Source organism: Stenotrophomonas sp. YJH_SMC_105-26, from assembly GCF_059368915.1.
On the sequence record NZ_JCAFSD010000001.1, the window covers coordinates 663,496 to 678,184 of the forward strand.

Here is a 14,689-nt window from a genome sequence, read left to right on the forward strand (position 1 = left end):
GATCGAGGCGGCCATTATAGGCAGGCCACGTCAAGGTGTTGACGCAAATCCGGCAATTGCCGCGGTGCGGGTAGTGCCGGCCGCTGGCCGGCAGTCTCGGTAGCCGCCAACCTTGGTTGGCGTCGGCCGTGCCAACCAAGGTTGGCACCTACCCAAGCGGGTCGAGCCACGTGCCCGGCAAGCAGGCGCGGTGTCAGATCCGGTGAAGCGTCCCCTACCCCGGCAGGTACAGGTCCACGTAGTCGGTCACCGGCATCGCCGCCAGCGCCACCGGATCCAGCGATGCGGCCAGGATGCGCTGCTGCTGGGTGGTCGGGAAGCGATGGGCCAGGTGCCGGCGGAACTTGTCCATCAGCAACGGGATGCCCTCCTCGCGTCGGCGCGCGTGGCCCAGCGGGTATTCCACCAGTACCTCGGGCAGCTCAGTGCCGTCGCTGAAGCGCACGCTCAGGCCGTTGGCGATGCTGCGCTTGTCCGGGTCCAGGTAGTCGGCGCTGAGCTGCGGATCCTCATGACAGGCCATCTTCGCGCGCAGTGCGTCGATGCGCGGGTCGGCGGCAACGTCGTCCTCGTAGTCCTGGGCCACCAGCCGCCCATGCAGCAGCGCGATGGCGACCATGTACTGCACGCAGTGGTCGCGGTCGGCCGGGTTGTGCAGCGGCCCCTGCTTGTCGATGATGCGGATGCAGGCTTCCTGGGTGCGGATGGCGATGTGCGCGATGTCCTCGACCCGACGCCCCATCGCACGCAGCTGCTGGTGCAGCGTGATCGCCGCCTCCACCGCGGTCTGGCCATGGAACTCGGCCGGGTAGCTGATCTTGAACAGCACGTTTTCCATCACGTAGCTGCCCAGCGGTCGCTCCAGCGTCAGCGCCTTGCCCTGCATCGATACCGCTTCAAAACCCCAGGTCGGCGCGCTCAACACACTGGGATAGCCCATCTCGCCACTGGCCGCCATCAGCGCCAGGCGCACGCCACGGCTGGTCGCATCGCCGGCCGCCCAGCTCTTGCGCGAGCCGGTGTTGGGTGCGTGCCGGTAGGTGCGCAGCGCCTGGCCATCGACCCAGGCCAGCGACAGTGCATTGAGCATGCGTTCGCGATCCAGGCCGAGCAGCTGCGCAACCACGGCGGTGGTGGCCACCTTGACCAGCACCACGTGGTCCAGCCCGACCCGGTTGAAGGAATTCTGCAGGGCCAGCACGCCCTGGATCTCGTGTGCCTTGATCATCGCCAGCAGCACGTCATGCAGGGTCGGCGCTGGGCGATGCAGGGCCTGCGCGTTGCGCCCCAGCCAATCGCAGACAGACAGGATGCCGCCCAGATTGTCCGACGGGTGGCCCCATTCGGCGGCCAGCCAGGTGTCGTTGAAGTCCAGCCAGCGCACCATCGCGCCCAGGTTGAAGGCGGCCTGCACCGGGTCCAGCACGTAGTGCGTACCCGGCACGCGCGCCCCGTTGACCACGCTGATACCCGGCACCAGCGGACCGAGCAGCTTGCTGCAGGCCGGGAAGGACAGCGCTTCCAGCCCGCAGCCCAGCGTGTCGAGCAGGCAGTAGTGCGCGGTCTGGAAGGCCAGGGGGGAGTCGATGCGCGCGTCGCGTACGTAATCGACGATGTCCACCAGCAGCGCATCCCACGCTGCACGCTCGTTGGATGGGGTGTGGCTGTCAGACATCGTCGATCTCCTCTTCAGAGCTCAGGCCGCGCCTCCCGGTAGTCGCCAACCTTGGTTGGCGCTGGACGTTGCCCGGGCGGTGCCAATGCCATGCCAACCAAGGTTGGCATCTACCGAAGCATGTGATGCCAGCGCCGACCGGCTGGTTATTCGGCCGGCACCCGCACCTTGCCTTCCATCAATACGCGGGCGCTGCGGCTCATGATGGCCTTGGTCACTGTCCACTGGCCGTCAACAAGGCCGGCCTGCGCACCCACGCGCAGCGTGCCGGAAGGGTGGCCGAAGGTCACCGCTTCGCGTTCACCACCACCGGCCGCGCGATTGACCAGCGTGCCCGGAATCGCCGCCGCAGTGCCGATCGCCACGGCGGCGGTGCCCATCATCGCGTGGTGCAGCTTGCCCATCGACAACGCCCGCGCGTGCAGGTCGATGGCCGAGGCCGGAATGGCCTTGCCGCTGGAGGACACGTAGTCCCGTGCCGGCGCCACGAAGGCCACCTTCGGCGTGTGCTGGCGGGTGGCCGCATCTTCCAGGTTCCTGATCAGACCCATGCGCAAGGCGCCGTAGGCGCGGATCTTCTCGAAGCGCTCCAGCGCTCCCTTGTCCTCGTTGATCGCAGGCTGCAGCTCGGTGCCGGTGTAGCCCAGGTCTGCCGCATTGAGGAAGATGGTCGGAATGCCGGCGGTGATCATGGTCACCTCAAAACTGCCGACGCCCGGCACGTCCAAGGTGTCGACCAGGTTGCCGGTCGGGAACATCGCGCCCGCATCGCCGTCATCGGACGGATCGATGAACTCCAGCTGGATCTCGGCGGCCGGGAAGGTCACGCCATCCAGCTCGAAATCGCCGATCTCCTGCACTTCGCCATCGCGCATCGGCACGTGGGCGATGATGGTCTTGCCGATGTTGGCCTGCCAGATGCGCACGGTGCACAGGCCATCGCGCGGCACCCGGGCCGGATCGATCAGCCCATTGGCGATCGCGAACGGACCCACTGCCGTACTGAGGTTGCCGCAGTTGCCGCTCCAATCGACGAAGGCGGTGTCGATCGAGACCTGGCCGTACAGGTAGTCCACATCGTGGTCCGGCACCGAGGCGGTGGAGATGATCACGCACTTGCTGGTGCTGGAGGTGGCACCGCCCATGCCGTCGGTCTGCTTGCCATACGGATCGGGCGAGCCGATCACGCGCATCAGCAGCGCATCGCGCGCGGCGCCCGGCACCTGAGCGGCTTCGGGCAGGTCCTGCAGGCGGAAGAACACGCCCTTGCTGGTGCCGCCGCGCATGTAGGTGGCGGGAATACGGAGTTGCGGGAGGAAGGTCATCGTCGAATCCACGCGTTTGAATTTCAGGAAATGTCTTGCATCAGTGCGTCAAGACCACGATCAACGCACCACACACGCATGATGTCCACGCGGTCCGGTAGATCGAGGTAATAGACGAGGTAGCGTTCGAAGCCCGGAACCAGCATGAACCGCAACGACACCGGCAGCTGTGCTGCGAGGTCGGCGTGCCGGGTGGAACCCGAGCCTGGAAACACGGCGATGCGTTGAAGCGTGGCCTCCAACTCGGCGAGAAAGCGCCGACCCAGTACCAGCCCACCCTGCCGTGCAAACCACAGTGCGGCATCGGCTACGTCGGCTTCGGCCCTTGGCCGCCATTCAATCACCTTCACGCTCCAACCTTTCGGTCAGTTCGCGACGCATGCGCTCGAATGTGTCGGCCGTCACCGCAACGCCTGGACCAGAAGCCAGCCCCTCCGCTATCAACTGCTTGAGCAGCTCTTCGGCCTTGCTGCGCTGGCGCTGGCGGATCAGGTCACGCACGTAGTCCGACGTACTGGAGTAGCCGCCTTCACGCACTTCCTCGTCCACGAACTGCTTGAGCGGATCGGTCAGCGAAATGTTCATGGTGGCCATGAAACTCTCCTTTGGCAGTTTTTGCCAAGTCAGTGTGCGCCCTGCCCGGGTGTCGGACAAGCCGCCCCCGGCCTCCGGGGGCAGGCATTCAGGCCGGTATCACGCCACCTTGGCCCCTTCCAGGAAGTCCTGGGCGAAGCGCTGCAGCACGCCACCGGCTTCGTAGATCGCCACTTCCTCGTCGCTGTCCAGGCGGCAGGTCACTGGCACGATCACGTCCTGGCCGTCACGGCGGTGGATGACCAGGGTCAGGTCGGCGCGCGGGGTGCGCTCGCCGATCACGTCGAAGGTCTCGGTACCGTCGATGCCCAGGGTCAGGCGGGTGGTGCCCGGCTTGAACTCCAGCGGCAGCACGCCCATGCCGATCAGGTTGGTGCGGTGGATGCGTTCGAAGCCTTCGGCCACGATCGCTTCCACACCGGCCAGGCGCACGCCCTTGGCGGCCCAGTCACGCGAGCTGCCCTGGCCATAGTCGGCACCGGCGATGATGATCAGCGGCTGCTTGCGGTCCATGTAGGTCTCGATCGCTTCCCACATGCGCATCACCTTGCCTTCCGGCTCCACGCGCGCCAGCGAACCCTGCTTCACGCTGCCATCGTCGTTGCGCACCATTTCATTGAACAGCTTCGGGTTGGCGAAGGTGGCGCGCTGTGCGGTCAGGTGGTCACCGCGGTGGGTGGCGTAGGAATTGAAGTCCTCTTCCGGCAGGCCCATCTTCGCCAGGTATTCGCCGGCGGCACTGGACGCCAGGATCGCGTTGGACGGCGACAGGTGGTCGGTGGTGATGTTGTCCGGCAGCACCGCCAGCGCACGCATGCCCGACAGTGTGCGCTCACCGGCCAGTGCGCCCTCCCAGTACGGCGGACGGCGGATGTAGGTGCTCTGCGGGCGCCAGTCGTACAGCGGGCTGACCGCCGCGCCATGCTCCACGCGCACGTTGAACATCGGGTTGTAGACGCGGCGGAACTGCTCGGGCTTCACCGAGGCCTTCACCACCGCGTCGATCTCGGCATCGCTCGGCCAGATGTCCTTCAGGCGCACCTCGTTGCCCTCGGCATCCACGCCCAGCACGTCCTTCTCGATGTCGAAGCGCACGGTGCCGGCGATGGCATAGGCGATCACCAGCGGCGGCGACGCCAGGAAGGCCTGCTTCGCATACGGGTGGATGCGGCCATCGAAGTTGCGGTTGCCCGACAGCACGGCCGTGGCGTACAGGTCGCGATCGATGATCTCCTGCTGGATGGCCGGATCCAGCGCGCCGCTCATTCCGTTGCAGGTGGTGCAGGCGAAGGCGACGATGCCGAAGCCGAGCTTTTCCAGGTCCGGCAGCAGGCCGGATTCTTCCAGGTACAGCTGCACCGCCTTCGAGCCCGGCGCCAGCGACGACTTCACCCACGGCTTGCGCAGCAGGCCACGTTCGTTGGCCTTGCGCGCCAGCAGTGCGGCAGCGATCACGTTGCGCGGGTTGGAGGTGTTGGTGCAGCTGGTGATGGCGGCGATGATCACCGCGCCGTCGGGCATCAGGCCCTGCGCCTGCTCGGCCCTGCCCGCTGCCAGCTTGGCTTCGTCGGCGATGCCGCGCTCGGCCAGCTCGGCGGTGGCCACGCGCTTGTGCGGGTTGGACGGGCCAGCCATGTTGCGCACCACGCTGGACAAGTCGAAGCGCAGCACGCGCTCGTACTGCGCGGTGGCCAGGTCATCGGCCCACAGGCCGGTGGTGCGGGCATAGTTCTCCACCAGCGCCACCTGCGATTCCTCGCGGCCGGTCAGGCGCAGGTAATCGATGGTCTGCCCGTCGATATAGAACATCGCGGCGGTGGCGCCGTATTCGGGGCACATGTTGGAGATGGTGGCGCGGTCACCGATGGTCAGTGCCGACGCCCCCTCGCCGAAGAATTCAAGATACGCACCCACCACGCGTTCCTTGCGCAGGAACTCGGTCAGTGCCAGCACCACGTCGGTGGCGGTGATGCCCGGCTGCGGCCTGCCGGTCAGCTCGACGCCGATGATATCCGGCAGGCGCATCCACGACGCGCGGCCCAGCATCACGTTCTCCGCTTCCAGGCCGCCAACACCAATCGCGATCACGCCCAGCGCGTCGACGTGCGGGGTGTGGCTGTCGGTGCCCACGCAGGTATCCGGGAAGGCTACGCCGTCCTGCACGTAGATCACCGGCGACATCTTCTCCAGGTTGATCTGGTGCATGATGCCGTTGCCTGGCGGAATCACGTCCACGTTCTGGAACGCCTGCTTGGTCCAGTCGATGAAGTGGAAACGGTCTTCGTTGCGGCGATCCTCGATGGCGCGGTTCTTCTCGAACGCCTGCGGATCGTAGCCACCGCATTCCACCGCCAGCGAGTGATCGACGATCAACTGCACCGGCACCACCGGATTGACCTTGGCCGGGTCGCCGCCCTTGTCGGCGATCGCATCACGCAGGCCGGCCAGGTCCACCAGCGCGGTCTGGCCGAGGATGTCGTGGCACACCACGCGTGCCGGGAACCACGGGAAGTCGAGGTCGCGACGGCGCTCGATCAGCTGCTTCAGCGAATCGCCGAGCGTGGCCGGATCGCAGCGGCGCACCAGGTTCTCGGCCAGCACGCGCGAGGTGTACGGCAGGGTGGCATAGGCGCCGGGCTGGATCGCATCGACAGCGGCGCGCGCGTCGAAATAGTCCAGCGCGCTGCCGGGGAGGTTCTTGCGGTAATCGGTATTCATGGGCTGGCGGAGTGCTTGGGGCGGGCCGGGTGCCGGCGGTGCGGCGGCGAAAGCACCCGGCCGGCATGCGGCCGGCCGGATGGGGACAGCAGGGGGATCAGACGCGCTTGTCGATGGCGACGAAGTCGCGGTCTTCCGGACCGATGTAATTGGCGCTCGGGCGGATGATCTTGCCGTCGATGCGCTGCTCGATGATGTGCGCGCTCCAGCCGGCGGTGCGCGCGATCACGAACAGCGGGGTGAACATCGCGGTCGGCACGCCCATCATGTGGTAGCTGACCGCACTGAACCAGTCCAGGTTCGGGAACATCTTCTTGATGTCCCACATCACCGACTCCAAGCGCACGGCGATGTCGTACATCTTCATGCTCGACTGTTCCTCGGACAGCTCGCGGGCCACGTCCTTGATCACCTTGTTGCGCGGATCGGAGACGGTATAGACCGGGTGGCCGAAACCGATCACCACTTCCTTGCGCTCGACGCGCGCCTTGATGTCCTCCTCGGCCTCATCCGGGTTGTCGTAGCGCTTCTGCACTTCGAACGCCACTTCGTTGGCGCCGCCATGCTTCGGGCCACGCAGCGCACCGATGCCACCGCAGATCGCGCTGTACATGTCGCTGCCGGTACCGGCGATGACACGGCAGGTGAAGGTCGAGGCGTTGAACTCGTGCTCGGCGTACAGGATCAGCGAGGTGTGCATCGCCTTCACCCACGAATCCTGCGGCTTTTCGCCATGCAGCAGGTGCAGGAAGTGGCCGCCGATCGAATCATCGTCGGTTTCCACATCGATGGCGCGGCCGTTGTGGCTCCAGTGGTACCAGTACAGCAGCATCGAACCGAGGCAGGCCATCAGCTTGTCGGCGATGTCGCGCGCGCCCGGGTGGTTGTGGTCGTCCTTCTCCGGTGCCACGCAGCCGAGCACGGACACGCCGGTGCGCATCACGTCCATCGGGTGCGCCGACGGCGGCAGCTCTTCCAGCGCGGCCTTCACCGCGGCGGGGATCCCACGCAGCGACTTCAGCTTGGCCTTGTACGAAACCAGCTCGGCGCGGGTCGGCAGCTTGCCGTGCACCAGCAGGTAGGCGATTTCCTCGAACTCGCTGGTGTTGGCCAGGTCCAGGATGTCATAGCCGCGGTAGTGCAGGTCGTTGCCGCTGCGGCCGACGCTGCACAGCGCGGTGTTGCCGGCCGCGGTGCCGGACAGGGCGACGGACTTCTTCGGCTTGAAGGTCGGGGTTGCGGTCGTATCGTTCATGTTTCCCTCCGAAACTTGATGGTGCAGGGTACTGCTTATTTCTTGGCGGCGAACAGCGCATCGAGCTGCTGCTCGAAGGCGTGATAGCCGATGCGGTCGTAGAGTTCCTCGCGGGTCTGCATGGTTTCCACCACGTTGCGCTGGTGGCCATCGCGGCGCACCGCCTGGTAGACGTTCTCGGCGGCCTTGTTGGCGGCACGGAACGCCGACAGCGGGAACAGCTGGATGGCAACGCCGGCCGAGGCCAGTTCATCGCGGCTGAACAGCGGGGTGGCGCCGAATTCGGTGATGTTGGCCAGCACCGGCACCTTCACCGCGTCGACGAAGCGGCGGTAGGTATCCAGATCGTAGGCGGCCTCGGCGAAGATGCCGTCGGCACCGGCCTCGACACAGGCGATGGCGCGCTCGATCGCCTTGTCCACGCCGTCCACCTGGATGGCGTCGGTGCGCGCGATCAGGAAGAAGTCCGGATCGGTCTTGGCATCGGCAGCGGCCTTCACACGGTCGACCATTTCACCCTGCGAGACGATCTCCTTGCCCGGACGATGGCCGCAGCGCTTGGCGCCGACCTGGTCCTCGATGTGGCAGGCGGCCGCGCCGGCCTTGATCAGCGACTTCACGGTGCGCGCGATGTTGAACGCGCTCGGGCCGAAGCCGGTGTCGATGTCGACCATCAAGGGCAGGTCGCAGACATCGGTGATGCGGCGCACGTCCACCAGCACGTCTTCCAGGGTGTTGATGCCCAGGTCCGGCAGGCCCAGCGAGCCTGCGGCAACGCCGCCGCCGGACAGGTAAATGGCACGGAAGCCGGCGCGCTTGGCCAGCAGGGCGTGGTTGGCGTTGATCGCACCGATCACCTGCAGCGGCGATTCGGAAGCCAGCGCCTCACGGAAGCGGGCACCGGCGGAGAAAGGGGCAGAAGCGGTCATGCGGCAATCCAGGTTGAAGTACGGGAAAGGAAGCGCAAGCACCATGCCAAGCTGCAAGCGGTTGATTTCACGGGAATGACCGGCATGCAACAGTGGAACATATGAAACATTGAAACGGATGTATCATGAAACATCCTCCCCGAAACGGCTGCCATGTATCTGCCCCGCTCCCCCCTGCGCCATGCCGATGCCGACCCGGGCCGTCCGGTGATCTGGACGGTCAGCGTCTCGCGGCTGACCGGCCTGCTCGGCGACGTGATCCCTGAGTTCGACCGCCGCGCGCGTATCGAACAGATCAACCTCGGCTTCGAGGAAGCGGTGGAGGTGATCGGCCAACGCCTGCGTCGCGAGCACTGCGACGTGGTCATCGCTGGCGGCTCCAACGCGGCCTGGCTGCGCGGCCGGCTGGAGCTGCCACTGGTGCCGATCCAGGCCAACGGCTTCGACCTGATGGAAGCGCTGGCCCGGGCACGGCGTATCGCCAGCCGCATCGGCCTGGTCACCCACGCCAGCGACGTACCGGTGTTCAGCAACTTCCAGCAGAGCTTCGGCCTGGATATCGAGCATCGCCGCTTCGTCACCCGCGAGGACGCCCGCGACTGCATCGCCGACCTGCGCGCCAACGGCATCGAGGTGATCGTCGGCACCGGCATGGCCATCGACCATGCCGAGCAGGCCGGCCTGCCCGGGGTGCTGCTGTATTCGGCCGACTCGGTGCGGCAGGCGTTCGAACATGCGCTGGAACTGACCCAGACCCTGGCACGTTCCGGCAGCAACCGCGCTGCACCGCGCCGGCGCCCGGCAGCGCGTGCCGATGCGCATGAACTGCTCGGCGACAGCGACGCGATGGCGCAGGTGCGCGCGCAGATCGCGCTGTATGCCCCACATGACAGCACCGTGCTGGTCAGCGGCGAAACCGGCACCGGCAAGGAACTGGTGGCGCGCCAGCTGCACGCCGCCAGCGGGCGCCGTGGCCGCTTCGTCGCGCTGAACTGTGGCGCGATCAGCGAATCGCTGCTGGAAGCGGAGCTGTTCGGCTACAGCGATGGCGCCTTCACCGGCGCACGGCGTGGCGGCCGCGTTGGCCTGGTGGAAGCTGCAGATGGCGGCACCCTGTTCCTGGACGAAATCGGCGAACTGCCGCTGCCGCTGCAGACCCGCCTGCTGCGGGTGCTGGAGGAACGTGAAGTGCTGCGCGTGGGTGCCACCGAACCGACGCCGGTGGACCTGCGCGTGGTCGCCGCCACCCTGCAGTCGCTGGAGCAGCGCGCGGCGACCGGCAGCTTCCGCCGCGACCTGTATTACCGCCTGGCCGCGCTGCGGATTGCCCTGCCCTCGCTGCGCGCCCGACGCGGTGACATCCCGTTGCTGGCGCAGCATTTCTTCCGCCAGCTGCGTGGCATCGACGCGCCATTGGATGAGGCGGCGCTGGCGGTGCTGTGCGCGGCCGAGTGGCCGGGAAACGTGCGCGAGCTGCGCAATCTGGTCGATCGCCTGCGCATCCACTGGCAGCCCGGTGAAGGGCTGATCGATACGGCGCGGCTGCTGCAGCTGGCACCCGAGCTGGTGCATGAAGGTGTCGCGGCGTTGCCGCTGGAAAGCAACGGCAGGCGCCCACCGCGGGCCAAGCTGGAAGCACTGTTGCGGGAACACCGGCATGATCGCGAGGGCATGGCGCAGGCGCTGGGCGTGTCACGCACCACGCTGTGGCGCTGGCTGCGCGCGGAGGACCTGTAAAGCCGAGCCCATGCCCGGCTGATGTTCCCGCGTAAGCAGCCGAGCATGGGCTCGGCTCTACAGGGTGCCTGTCGTCAGCGCGCTTCGATGGCGAACCGTCCACTACCCACTGCGGCAATCCACAGCAGCAGTACGCCCAGCGGCACTTCGCTCAGGTAGAAGAACCAGCTCAGCCAATCCAGCACGCCAAGCCCTGCCGGAATGCGCGCGATGCCATCGGTCAGCGCAGCCACTACGCAGATCGCGGCCAGCAGCAGGGCCGAGGGGCGGCTCAAAAGGCCCAGCACCAGCAGACCACCCGCAATCCACTCGATCGCACCGAGTACCGGCGCACTGAACACCGGGAATGGGATACCGGCATCGACCAGCGTATGCACCATGCGCTCGCGCCCGGCGTCGGTGAACACCTTGTTCCAGCCGGACACGCAGAACATCACACCCGCCACGATGCGGGCGAGCAGCAACAACAACGCTTCCACGCCGCGGCGTGGTGGCGGCACGGCAAACAGGCAACGCCAGGAGGGCATGGCAACTCCGCAGATCGAGGGCATCGCAGCGAGTGTGCCCGTCGCCGACCTGCTCGTGCATGAAGCGGACCAGTCCGTTCGCGACAAACGCAGGTTGCTGTAGAGCCGAGCCCATGCTCGGCTGCTCCTGCGAGAACATCAGCCGAGCATGGGCTCGGCTCTACAGCAGCCCCAGCACCACCCCGCCTTACGGGTACAGCAGGCGCTTGCTCCAGCGCCCTTCGGCGCCGGCTTCATAGCACCAGCGCTCGTGCAGGCGGAACTGCGCGCCATACCAGAACTCGATGCGGTCAGGCACCACGCGCAGGCCGCTCCAGCCCTCCGGGCGCGGCACGTCCTTGCCCTCGAAGCGGGCTTCGATCTCGGCCACGCGCGCATCGAATTCCTCGCGCGTTGCCAGCGTCTTCGACTGCTGCGAGGCCCACGCGCCGATCTGGCTCATCCGCGGGCGGCTGGCGAAATAGGCATCGGCTTCCGCATCGGCGACCTGCTCGACACGGCCTTCGATGCGCACCTGGATGCCGGCCTCGCGCAGGCTGCGCCACAGGAACAGCAGTGCAGCCTGCGGATTGGCCTGCAGCTCCCGGCCCTTGTGGCTGTCCAGGTGGGTGTAGAACACAAAGCCGCGCTCATCGAACGCCTTCAGCAGCACGGTGCGCGCCGAGGGGCGACCCTGCGTATCGGCGGTGGCCACGGTCATCGCGTTCGGCTCGACCTCGCGGCTCTGTTTGGCCTCGTCGAACAGGCCGGCAAACGTGGACAGGGCTTCGGCGTACAGGTCGCTCATGATTGCGTTCTTCTCACACGGATTGGGCTATTGTGGCTGCATGGCCGCTGCTGCGTATATGCCCCAGGTGAAAGGATTCCCCGAAACATTGGCCGAACAGGCGCTGGATGATGCGCTGGGCAGCGGCGCAGCGGTTCCAGTATTGGCGATCAGCGGCCTGCAGGGGAGCGGCAAATCGACGCTGGCGGCGCAGGTGGTGGCCCGTGCCCAGGCACGCGGCCTGAACGCAGCCACGCTGTCGATCGATGATGTCTACCTGACCCGCGCACAGCGCCAACGGCTGGCCCGCCAGGTGCACCCACTGCTGATCACCCGCGGCCCGCCCGGCACCCACGACCTGCCGCTGGCCCATGCGGTATTGAACGCCGTGGCCGCACGCCAGCCCTTCGCAATGCCGCGCTTCGACAAGCTGGCCGACGAGCGCCTGCCCGAAGCACACTGGCCGCAGCTGCAGCAACCGCTGGACCTGCTGGTATTCGAAGGCTGGTTCCTGGGCACGCCCGCGCAGGATGACGACGCGCTGGACAGCCCGTTGAACGCACTGGAACGCGAAGCCGACGCCGATGGCCGCTGGCGGCGCTGGTGCAACCAGGCGCTGGCCCGTGACTACCCGGCGTTGTGGCAGCGCTGCGACCGCCTGTGGTTCCTGCAGCCGCCGGATTTCTCGGTGGTACCACGCTGGCGCTGGCAGCAGGAGCAGAACCTGCAGGCCGCGCAGCCGGGCCGGCACGGCATGAGCCGGCCACAGCTGGAGCGCTTCGTGCAGTACTACGAGCGGGTCAGCCGGCAGGCATTGAGCGCCCTGCCCGCCCTGGCCGACCACGTGGTGGTGCTGGACGGCCAGCGACAGGTGCAGGACGTGCGCTGAACGCGCCCCTATTCCACCAGGAAAGTCACCCGCAGGTTGACCCGCCATTCGGTGATCTCGCCGCTGCCATTGGTGACCACCTTGGTCTCGTTCACCCAGGCGCCCTGGATGCCCTTGACCGTCTCGGAGACTTTCTTCAGCCCGCTGCGCACGGCGTCTTCCACGCTTTTCGGCGAGGACGCAGTGATTTCGATGACCTTGGCGACCGTCATGGCCTGTACTCCGTCTGGCGCGGGAGACCCCGCAGGAACGCCCACCCTGACGTGAAGAACGTAAAGGCCAGGGCACGGAGGTGTTAGCATCAGAAGGCATGAATCCTGCTCCGAACCTGATCCTGATCGGCCCGATGGGCGCCGGCAAAACCTGCATCGGCCGCCGCCTGGCCGAGCGTTTCACGCTGGACTTCGTCGATGTCGACCAGGCCATCGTCGATGCCGCCGGCGCCAGCATTCCGACCATCTTCGAGCACTCCGGCGAAGCCGGCTTCCGCAGCCATGAACGCCAGGCGCTTGCGCGGGTACTGGAAGGCCGTGGCCAACTGGTCTCCACCGGTGGCGGCGCCGTGCTGGATCCGGACAATCGTGCACTGATCGCCCGGCGCGGCTTCGTGGTCTATCTGCGGGTCAGCGTGGCCGAACAGCTCGAGCGCCTGGCCCGCGACAAGGGCCGGCCGCTGCTGCAGCGCCCGGACCGCGAGCAGGTGCTGCACGATCTGGCCGCACACCGCGACCCGCTGTACCGCGAACTGGCCGACCTCACCCTCGACACCGACCCGTATACCGCTGCCGATGCGACCGCCCAACTGGTGGTCAAGCTGGCCACGCAATGGCAGCGCCAGGACCTGACCGCATGACCTCCCCCGCCCTGCTGCAGGTCGCCGTTGGCGGCGACCGCCCCTACTCCATCACCATCGGCGCCGGTGCCCAGGCCGATGGCACCGCGCTGGCCTCGCACGTGCGCGGCCGTCATGTGCTGCTGCTCAGCGACAGTGAAGTCGCCCCGCGCTATCTGGCGCCGGTGAAGCAGACGCTGCTTGCCGCTCGCCCCGACCTGGTCATCGGCGAGCACGTGCTGGCCGCGGGCGAAGCCTCCAAGACGCTGGCCGAGTTCGGCCGCGCGATCGAAGCGCTGGCCGCGCTCGGCGCCACCCGCGACGCCTGCGTCTTCGCCCTCGGCGGCGGCGTGGTCGGTGATCTCGCCGGTTTCGCTGCCGCCTGCTGGATGCGCGGCGTGGACTGCGTGCAGCTGCCGACCACCCTGCTGGCAATGGTCGATTCGTCGGTGGGCGGCAAGACCGCAGTCGACATTCCGGCCGGCAAGAACCTGGTCGGTGCCTTCCATCCGCCGCGTGCGGTCATCGCCGATACCCGCGTGCTGGCCACCCTGCCGCCACGCGAGCTGCGTGCCGGCCTGGCCGAAGTGGTGAAGTACGGCGCGCTGGGTGATGCCGTGTTCTTCGAGTGGCTGCAGCAGCATGCCGATGCGCTGCTGGCCGGCGAGGATGCGGTGCTGGCCGAGGCCATCGCGCGCAGCTGCCGGCACAAGGCCGCCATCGTCGAGCGCGACCCGTTCGAAAAGGGCGAGCGTGCCCTGCTCAACCTCGGCCACACCTTCGGCCACGCCATCGAGACCGAACAGGGCTATTCGGCCCCGGGCCGCGATGCGCTGAACCACGGCGAGGCGGTGGCGGTGGGCATGGTGCTGGCGGCGAAGCTGTCCACCGACCTGGGCCTGGCCGACGATGCCGACCGCGCGCGCCTGCAGGCCCTGCTGGAACGCCTCGGCCTGCCGGTGGCGATCCCGGCCGGGCTGGAGCCGCAGGCCCTGCTCGGCCGCATGCGCCTGGACAAGAAGAACGTGGCCGGCCGCCTGCGCCTGGTGTTGTGGCGCGGGATGGGCCGCGCCGAAGTGGTGCCGGACGTGGATGAGGCGGCGGTGCTGAAGGTGCTGTCGGTCCGGTAGTGCCGGCCGCGTTGCGGCCGGGGTCACCCTGGCCCCGCTACAATCGGCGCCATGCACGTTTACCTGCAACATCCCGACGCCGGTGCGCAGGCACCGCGCTTCCTGCGCCTGAGCCTGCTGCCGGACCTGTTCGGCGGCTGGGAGCTGCTGCGCGAGAGCGGCCGTGTCGGCAGCCGCTCGCAGCTGCGGCGCGAGCTGTTCCTGCAGGCCGACGACGCCCGCCACGCCTTCGAGAAGGCCCGTGATGCCGAACTGCATCGCGGCTTCCAGATCCTTTCGCACGGCGACTGACGCCGCTGCTCCTCCCGTCCA

General features: G+C 67.4%; 15 protein-coding genes. 5 read left to right on the forward strand and 10 right to left on the reverse strand.

Going from position 1 to position 14,689, the window contains the following annotated elements:
• Positions 1–214 precede the first annotated feature (214 nt).
• The 7 genes from AC5P7F_RS03170 to prpB all read right to left on the reverse strand — a co-directional run bounded on the left by AC5P7F_RS03170 (position 215) and on the right by prpB (position 8,496).
• A complete protein-coding gene (locus AC5P7F_RS03170; RefSeq protein WP_014648039.1) occupies positions 215–1,675 on the reverse strand; it encodes a bifunctional 2-methylcitrate dehydratase/aconitate hydratase in 1,461 nt (486 codons plus the stop codon).
• Positions 1,676–1,821: 146 nt separating this feature from the next.
• Entirely contained in the window at positions 1,822–3,000 is a 1,179-nt protein-coding gene (prpF, locus tag AC5P7F_RS03175; protein WP_046431995.1) for a 2-methylaconitate cis-trans isomerase PrpF, read from the reverse strand.
• 23 nt (positions 3,001–3,023) lie between these two features.
• A complete protein-coding gene (locus tag AC5P7F_RS03180) occupies positions 3,024–3,350 on the reverse strand; it encodes a type II toxin-antitoxin system RelE/ParE family toxin (RefSeq protein WP_164077791.1) in 327 nt (108 codons plus the stop codon).
• Positions 3,337–3,594 (reverse strand): type II toxin-antitoxin system ParD family antitoxin, encoded by a 258-nt coding sequence (locus AC5P7F_RS03185; protein ID WP_014648042.1) that lies wholly within the window; start codon positions 3,592–3,594, stop codon positions 3,337–3,339. Before AC5P7F_RS03185 ends, AC5P7F_RS03180 begins: the two co-directional genes overlap by 14 nt.
• A gap of 99 nt (positions 3,595–3,693) precedes the next feature.
• On the reverse strand, positions 3,694–6,312 hold the full coding sequence (gene acnD, locus AC5P7F_RS03190; protein ID WP_111206439.1) for a Fe/S-dependent 2-methylisocitrate dehydratase AcnD: 2,619 nt from the start codon (positions 6,310–6,312) through the stop codon (positions 3,694–3,696).
• A gap of 97 nt (positions 6,313–6,409) precedes the next feature.
• A complete protein-coding gene (gene prpC, locus AC5P7F_RS03195; protein WP_495204133.1) occupies positions 6,410–7,567 on the reverse strand; it encodes a bifunctional 2-methylcitrate synthase/citrate synthase in 1,158 nt (385 codons plus the stop codon).
• Positions 7,568–7,602: 35 nt separating this feature from the next.
• Positions 7,603–8,496, reverse strand: a complete 894-nt coding sequence (prpB, locus tag AC5P7F_RS03200) for a methylisocitrate lyase (RefSeq protein ID WP_126411260.1) — start codon at positions 8,494–8,496, stop codon at positions 7,603–7,605.
• Between the two features lie 153 nt (positions 8,497–8,649).
• Here prpB and prpR point away from each other — a divergent pair, with 153 nt between their 5' ends.
• A complete protein-coding gene (gene prpR, locus AC5P7F_RS03205) occupies positions 8,650–10,233 on the forward strand; it encodes a propionate catabolism operon regulatory protein PrpR (RefSeq protein WP_049441273.1) in 1,584 nt (527 codons plus the stop codon).
• Positions 10,234–10,307: 74 nt separating this feature from the next.
• Here prpR and AC5P7F_RS03210 read toward each other — a convergent pair whose 3' ends face one another.
• Together AC5P7F_RS03210 and pdxH are read right to left on the reverse strand one after the other, a co-directional pair.
• Complete coding sequence (locus AC5P7F_RS03210) at positions 10,308–10,760, reverse strand: DoxX family protein (protein ID WP_032957082.1); 453 nt, start codon at positions 10,758–10,760, stop codon at positions 10,308–10,310.
• 187 nt (positions 10,761–10,947) lie between these two features.
• The gene (gene pdxH / locus AC5P7F_RS03215; protein WP_164077792.1) at positions 10,948–11,547 is read right to left on the reverse strand and encodes a pyridoxamine 5'-phosphate oxidase; all 600 of its coding nucleotides are present in this window, start codon (positions 11,545–11,547) and stop codon (positions 10,948–10,950) included.
• Positions 11,548–11,587: 40 nt separating this feature from the next.
• Between pdxH and AC5P7F_RS03220 the strand changes: the two genes are divergently transcribed.
• Positions 11,588–12,415, forward strand: coding sequence for a kinase (locus AC5P7F_RS03220; protein ID WP_046432003.1), 828 nt, complete (start codon positions 11,588–11,590; stop codon positions 12,413–12,415).
• Positions 12,416–12,423: 8 nt separating this feature from the next.
• Here the strand turns inward: AC5P7F_RS03220 and AC5P7F_RS03225 are convergent, their stop codons facing one another.
• Positions 12,424–12,627 carry a dodecin family protein gene (locus AC5P7F_RS03225; RefSeq protein ID WP_005410663.1) on the reverse strand — a complete coding sequence of 68 codons (204 nt, stop codon included), beginning with the start codon at positions 12,625–12,627 and terminating at the stop codon, positions 12,424–12,426.
• A gap of 98 nt (positions 12,628–12,725) precedes the next feature.
• On the opposite strand from AC5P7F_RS03225, the gene AC5P7F_RS03230 reads away from it, so the two are divergent.
• From AC5P7F_RS03230 to AC5P7F_RS03240, 3 genes are read left to right on the forward strand one after another with little or no spacing between them, the layout of a single operon-like run.
• Complete coding sequence (locus tag AC5P7F_RS03230; RefSeq protein ID WP_014648049.1) at positions 12,726–13,268, forward strand: shikimate kinase; 543 nt, start codon at positions 12,726–12,728, stop codon at positions 13,266–13,268.
• A complete protein-coding gene (gene aroB / locus AC5P7F_RS03235) occupies positions 13,265–14,377 on the forward strand; it encodes a 3-dehydroquinate synthase (protein ID WP_032957074.1) in 1,113 nt (370 codons plus the stop codon). The genes AC5P7F_RS03230 and aroB overlap by 4 nt, the downstream gene beginning before the upstream one ends.
• Positions 14,378–14,428: 51 nt before the next feature.
• On the forward strand, positions 14,429–14,668 hold the full coding sequence (locus AC5P7F_RS03240; protein ID WP_014648051.1) for a WGR domain-containing protein: 240 nt from the start codon (positions 14,429–14,431) through the stop codon (positions 14,666–14,668).
• The last annotated feature ends 21 nt before the right edge of the window (positions 14,669–14,689 follow it).

Bases quoted from the DNA above. Each gene is read 5' to 3' on its own strand.
- pdxH (WP_164077792.1), bottom strand. From the start codon at position 11,547: ATGAGCGACCTGTACGCCGAAGCCCTGTCCACGTTTGCCGGCCTGTTC.
- AC5P7F_RS03240 (WP_014648051.1), top strand. From the start codon at position 14,429: ATGCACGTTTACCTGCAACATCCCGACGCCGGTGCGCAGGCACCGCGC.
- prpB (WP_126411260.1), bottom strand. From the start codon at position 8,496: ATGACCGCTTCTGCCCCTTTCTCCGCCGGTGCCCGCTTCCGTGAGGCG.
- AC5P7F_RS03170 (WP_014648039.1), bottom strand. From the start codon at position 1,675: ATGTCTGACAGCCACACCCCATCCAACGAGCGTGCAGCGTGGGATGCG.
- AC5P7F_RS03210 (WP_032957082.1), bottom strand. From the start codon at position 10,760: ATGCCCTCCTGGCGTTGCCTGTTTGCCGTGCCGCCACCACGCCGCGGC.
- acnD (WP_111206439.1), bottom strand. From the start codon at position 6,312: ATGAATACCGATTACCGCAAGAACCTCCCCGGCAGCGCGCTGGACTAT.
- AC5P7F_RS03230 (WP_014648049.1), top strand. From the start codon at position 12,726: ATGAATCCTGCTCCGAACCTGATCCTGATCGGCCCGATGGGCGCCGGC.
- prpR (WP_049441273.1), top strand. From the start codon at position 8,650: ATGTATCTGCCCCGCTCCCCCCTGCGCCATGCCGATGCCGACCCGGGC.
- AC5P7F_RS03225 (WP_005410663.1), bottom strand. From the start codon at position 12,627: ATGACGGTCGCCAAGGTCATCGAAATCACTGCGTCCTCGCCGAAAAGC.
- AC5P7F_RS03220 (WP_046432003.1), top strand. From the start codon at position 11,588: ATGGCCGCTGCTGCGTATATGCCCCAGGTGAAAGGATTCCCCGAAACA.
- prpC (WP_495204133.1), bottom strand. From the start codon at position 7,567: ATGAACGATACGACCGCAACCCCGACCTTCAAGCCGAAGAAGTCCGTC.
- aroB (WP_032957074.1), top strand. From the start codon at position 13,265: ATGACCTCCCCCGCCCTGCTGCAGGTCGCCGTTGGCGGCGACCGCCCC.
- AC5P7F_RS03185 (WP_014648042.1), bottom strand. From the start codon at position 3,594: ATGGCCACCATGAACATTTCGCTGACCGATCCGCTCAAGCAGTTCGTG.
- prpF (WP_046431995.1), bottom strand. From the start codon at position 3,000: ATGACCTTCCTCCCGCAACTCCGTATTCCCGCCACCTACATGCGCGGC.